Annotated in this window: 4 protein-coding genes; 2 read left to right on the top strand and 2 right to left on the bottom strand. The window is 23.5% G+C overall.

Translation table 11 applies throughout. The features are described 5' to 3' along the window. Nucleotides 1-100 precede the first annotated feature (100 nt). Together BGI41_RS06630 and BGI41_RS06625 are read right to left on the bottom strand one after the other, a co-directional pair. Nucleotides 101-1,033 carry an NAD-dependent epimerase/dehydratase family protein gene (locus BGI41_RS06630; protein ID WP_088539722.1) on the bottom strand — a complete coding sequence of 311 codons (933 nt, stop codon included), beginning with the start codon at nucleotides 1,031-1,033 and terminating at the stop codon, nucleotides 101-103. A gap of 408 nt (nucleotides 1,034-1,441) precedes the next feature. Then, a complete protein-coding gene (locus tag BGI41_RS06625) occupies nucleotides 1,442-1,843 on the bottom strand; it encodes a hypothetical protein (RefSeq protein WP_088539719.1) in 402 nt (133 codons plus the stop codon). Between the two features lie 375 nt (nucleotides 1,844-2,218). Here BGI41_RS06625 and BGI41_RS06620 point away from each other — a divergent pair, with 375 nt between their 5' ends. Both BGI41_RS06620 and BGI41_RS06615 read left to right on the top strand, forming a co-directional pair. Further along, entirely contained in the window at nucleotides 2,219-2,779 is a 561-nt protein-coding gene (locus tag BGI41_RS06620) for a helix-turn-helix domain-containing protein (RefSeq protein WP_198945429.1), read from the top strand. Nucleotides 2,780-3,057: 278 nt separating this feature from the next. Beyond that, on the top strand, nucleotides 3,058-4,758 hold the full coding sequence (locus tag BGI41_RS06615; RefSeq protein ID WP_088539715.1) for an AMP-binding protein: 1,701 nt from the start codon (nucleotides 3,058-3,060) through the stop codon (nucleotides 4,756-4,758). Nucleotides 4,759-4,853: the final 95 nt, after the last annotated feature.

The raw sequence follows: 4,853 nt of genomic DNA, 5'->3' as shown, positions 1-4,853 counted from the left end.
TAAAAAAATCTAACTGATTTAAAATATATAAAAAAACTAATTCTAAAAAAAATCCTAAAAAAAGAATAAATAAAAAAACTAATTCTAAAAGATAAAAAAACTATAAATTATCTCTAAACCAACGAATAGTTTCTTTTAATTGATCTTTAAATTTACTTGAATCAACTTTGAAGTTAATATTACTTTGATTTGAAATATCTGCAACAGAATGTTTAATATCACCTAAACGTTCTTCTAAATATTTAGGTTCTACATCACTAGATAAAACTTCTTTTATAATTGGATATAATTCATTAACAGATAAACCTTTACCACTAGCAATATTTACAATACCATTATAGTCAGATTCACATGCTAAAATATTTGCTCTTACAATATCTTTAACATAAATAAAATCACGAGTCTGTTCACCATCACCATAAATTACAGGTTGTTTACCAGTTAATAAAGCACTAATAAAATTAGGAATAACAGCAGCATAAGAAGAATTTAAATTTTGTTTTGGTCCAAAAACATTGAAATATCTAAGAGTAACTGAATTTAAACCATAACTTTCATGAAATGATTTAAGATATAATTCAGAAGCTGCTTTTTGTACAGCATATGGAGAAGAAGGCATATATGGTTCAGATTCTTTAAGTGGAATATTTGGATTTTCACCATAAATAGCTGCAGATGAAGAAAATATTATTTTCTTAATATTATTATTTTTACATGCATTTAATAATTTTAAAGTAGCATCAAGATTATTATAATTACTATATAATGGTTTTTCAACACTTTCAGGTACACTTGCAAGAGCAGCTAAATGAAATACATAATCTTTACCTTTTAAAATTTCATCAAGATCCAATTCATTTAAATCCCCTTGAATTAATGTAATGTTATCATTATCTGGATTTTCTAAATTTTCAACTTTACCAGAAGATAAATTATCAATAATTGTAACATTATTAGAAGCCATTAATTCATCAACAATATGTGAACCAATAAAACCTAAACCACCAGTAACTACAATATTTTTTCCTTCCATTATATTCCCTTACTATTTAATTATTAAATTTAAGATTTAATAAATTATTATAATAATTATAATTTATAGTTAAATAAATATAAAGTTTATTGTAATGATAGAATTTTTATTAAAAATTTTATTAAAAAACTAATTTTTATTAAGAAAGTTTAAACTAAAAACAAATTCTAATAAAAAATAAATTACAAAAAACCAATTTAATAAATTAAAATCTATTAAAATTATTTACTTAAATTAAATTTAAAAACTAATAGTTAAACAACAGTATACACCTAAATTAAATTTAAACTAAGTAAATAGCTAGAACTAAATTAAAAATAGTTAAAAAATAGTTTTTAATAAAAAACTATAAAATTACTCATTTTAAAAATAGTTTTTTAATAAAAAAACTATAAAAAAATTAAAATTTTATAAACTTTCACCTGTAAAATTGTGGAAACCACAACCAACACATTCATGTTCTGCTTCAACATCAGGAGGAGCATTAACAAGTTCCTGTAATGTTACAGTATAAAATGCATTTTTATGTGTTCCATTCATCATTGGTCCTTTACCAACTACAGGAGATACACCTTTAAAGTAACATGGAATATTACCAGTTCCACCAATATCAACTAATATTGGTTCAAACATGGAAAGATTTTCAAAAAACATCATACTTTTACCAATTTCCTCTTGAGGTGCTTCAATACTAAAGACAAATATATTATTTTCTAACATTTTAAGACTAACATATTTATCATCAAATTCATAATGTTCGTTGTTTTGCCTTTTGAAAAGAATTTCATTACCAATATCACTAGATGGCATAAAAAATCACCTTTTTTTATTATATTAAAAAATATGAATATAATATTTTTGTATTAAAATAATACTTATACATATATAAACTTTTTCATTAATCGATTAAATTTAGAAGTAAATAGTATAAAAATTTACAATTACTAATAAATTTTTAATTAATAAATAAATTAAACTTTTAAATTAAAAAATTTTCAACTAATAGATTAAATTCTTATTTTAAACTTTTTCAACTAAATATATTAAATATAAATATAATATATATAGTATTATTATATCGATTTTTTATTAAAATCTAATAATAAATTTAAAGTTTAGATATAATATTTATATAATTTATAAATCTTATTTTAATATGAAAAATTAATTTTAAATGTTTATATGGTGTTAATCATGAATGAATATAATATCAATATTGGAAATAGAATTAAAGAACTTAGAGAACTTTATGAAATCTCAACTAAAGAAATGTCTGAAAAATTAGATATTGATGAGAAAAAATATATTGAATATGAAGATGGAGAAATTGATATTCCTGCAAGTTTAGTATATGAAATTGCAAATATTTTTAATGTTGATATGGGATTACTTTTAACTGGAGAAGAAAGTAGAATGGCTATCTTTGAAGTTACACGTGCTGGTGAAGGTATTTCAGTTAACAGAAGAAAAGAATATAGATATGAAAATCTATGTAAAAAATTCATCAATAAAAAAGCTGAAATGTTTATTGTAACTGTTGATCCAAAAGAAGATGCAAAACCTAGTTTTAACTCACACCCTGGACAAGAATTTAACTATGTTCTTAAAGGATCATTAAAACTTTACATCAATAATAATGAAATAACATTATATGAAGGAGATTGTGTTTTCTTTGATTCTACAAGAGAACATGCAATGATTGCATTAGATAATGAAGAAGCTAAATTTTTAGCTGTACTTATGTAATTTAAGATAATATTTATAAAATTTTATTTAAAAATAAATCAAAAAATGGTTTAAAATTTAAAACTTTTTTAAAAAATTTATTTAAGATAAATCAGCGAAAGAGGAATGGTTTATAATAAAATAAACTTAAATTAAGTATAAACTAATATAATTACTTAATAAACTTATTAAATTCAATACTATTTTATAAACAATTTTTAAAAAGAAAATATGAATTTAATAAACAAATAGATTATAAAATTAAACTTATTAATTTACAAAATAAATATTGGGATATAATGACATCACTTATAGGCGAATATGTTAATAGAGTAGAATATGATTCCTATGAGGACTTTGCAGAAAATTTCAAATTTGAAATACCTGAAAATTTCAATTTTGGTTTTGATATAGTAGATAAATATGCAGAAATAAGTCCAAATAAAAAAGCACTAATATGGTGTGATGATAACGAGGAAAAAGTATTCACATTTAAAGATATAAAAGAAGAATCAAATAAAGTTGCTAATTTTTTAAAAAGTATAGGAATTAAAAAAGGAGATGCAGTCCTACTTACTTTAAAAAATAGATATGAATGGTGGTATACCATGGTAGCACTTCATAAAATAGGTGCTATTGCAATTTCTGCAACACATATGTTAAGACTTCATGATATTAAATATAGATTAAATAGTGCAGATATTAAAGCAATTATTACAATTGATGAAGATAATCTTATTGGAGATTATATGACTGCTGAAAAAGAATTAGGTATGAATATTCATAAAATTCTTGTAAGAGATGAAGATTCTGAAGGTTGGTATAATTTCCATAAAGAAATAGCTAAACAATATGATACTTTTAAAAGACCAAAAGGAAAAGAAGCAACTACAATACATGATCCATTAGTAATGTATTTCTCATCAGGTACTAGTGGAGAACCTAAAATGATTAAACATAATTGTGCTTATCCAATTGGAGATATTGTAACTGCTAAATATTGGCATGAAGTTGTTGAAGATGGAATACATCATACAACTGCAGATACTGGATGGATTAAAGCAGTTTGGGGAAATCTTTATGGTCAATGGATTTGTGGAGCAGCAGTATTCATCTACGATTATGTAAGATTTAATGCACTTGATTTAATTAAAAAAATCACAGAACATCATGTAAATACTTTCTGTGCACCACCTACAATATACAGATTCCTTATTAAAGAGGATTTATCTGATATTGATTTCTCATCAATTAAACATGCTTCTACTGCAGGAGAATCATTACCTCCAGAAGTATTTAATAAATTTAAAGAAAAAACAGGTTTAGAAATTAAAGAAGCATTTGGTCAAACTGAAACTGTTATTAGTATTGGTACATTTAAATGGTTAAAACCAAAATTAGGATCAGTTGGTAGGCCAAATCCTGCATTTAAAATAAAACTCCTTGATGAAAATGATAAACCAGTAGAAATTGGTGAAGAAGGAGAAATATGTTTTGATTTAAATCGTGAAAATATAGGATTATTTGATGAATATTATCATGACCCTAAAAGAAATCATGAAAAAAGATATGATGGATACTACCATTGTGGAGATAAAGCATGGATAGATGAAGATGGTTACTATCACTTTGTAGGTAGAAATGATGATGTTATTAAAAGTTCAGGTTACCGTATTGGACCATATGAAGTAGAAAGTGCAGTAATTTCACATCCTGCAGTTGTAGAATGTGCTATTACAGGTTATCCTCATGAAATTAGAGGTCAACTTGTAAAAGCTACAATTGTTCTTGCAAATGGTTATGAACCAAGTGATGAATTAGTTAAAGATATTCAAAACCATGTAAAAAAGGTCACTGCACCATATAAATATCCACGTATGATTGAATTTGTTGATGAACTTCCAAAAACTGTTAATGGTAAAATCATTAGGAAAAAAATACGTGAAGATGACCTTAAAAAATATAAAGCAGAACAAGAAGCTAAAAACCAAGAAAGTTAGTAATATTTACTAACTTTAATTATTTTTTAATTTTTATTTTAATATTTTACTAACTAGAATTATTTTTTAATTAAAAATAGTAAAAATTCTTATAA

The sequence above is a fragment of the Methanobrevibacter sp. 87.7 genome (assembly GCF_002208625.1).
Lineage (GTDB): Archaea > Methanobacteriota > Methanobacteria > Methanobacteriales > Methanobacteriaceae > Methanarmilla.
This window is presented reverse-complemented; position numbering and strand designations above follow the sequence as displayed.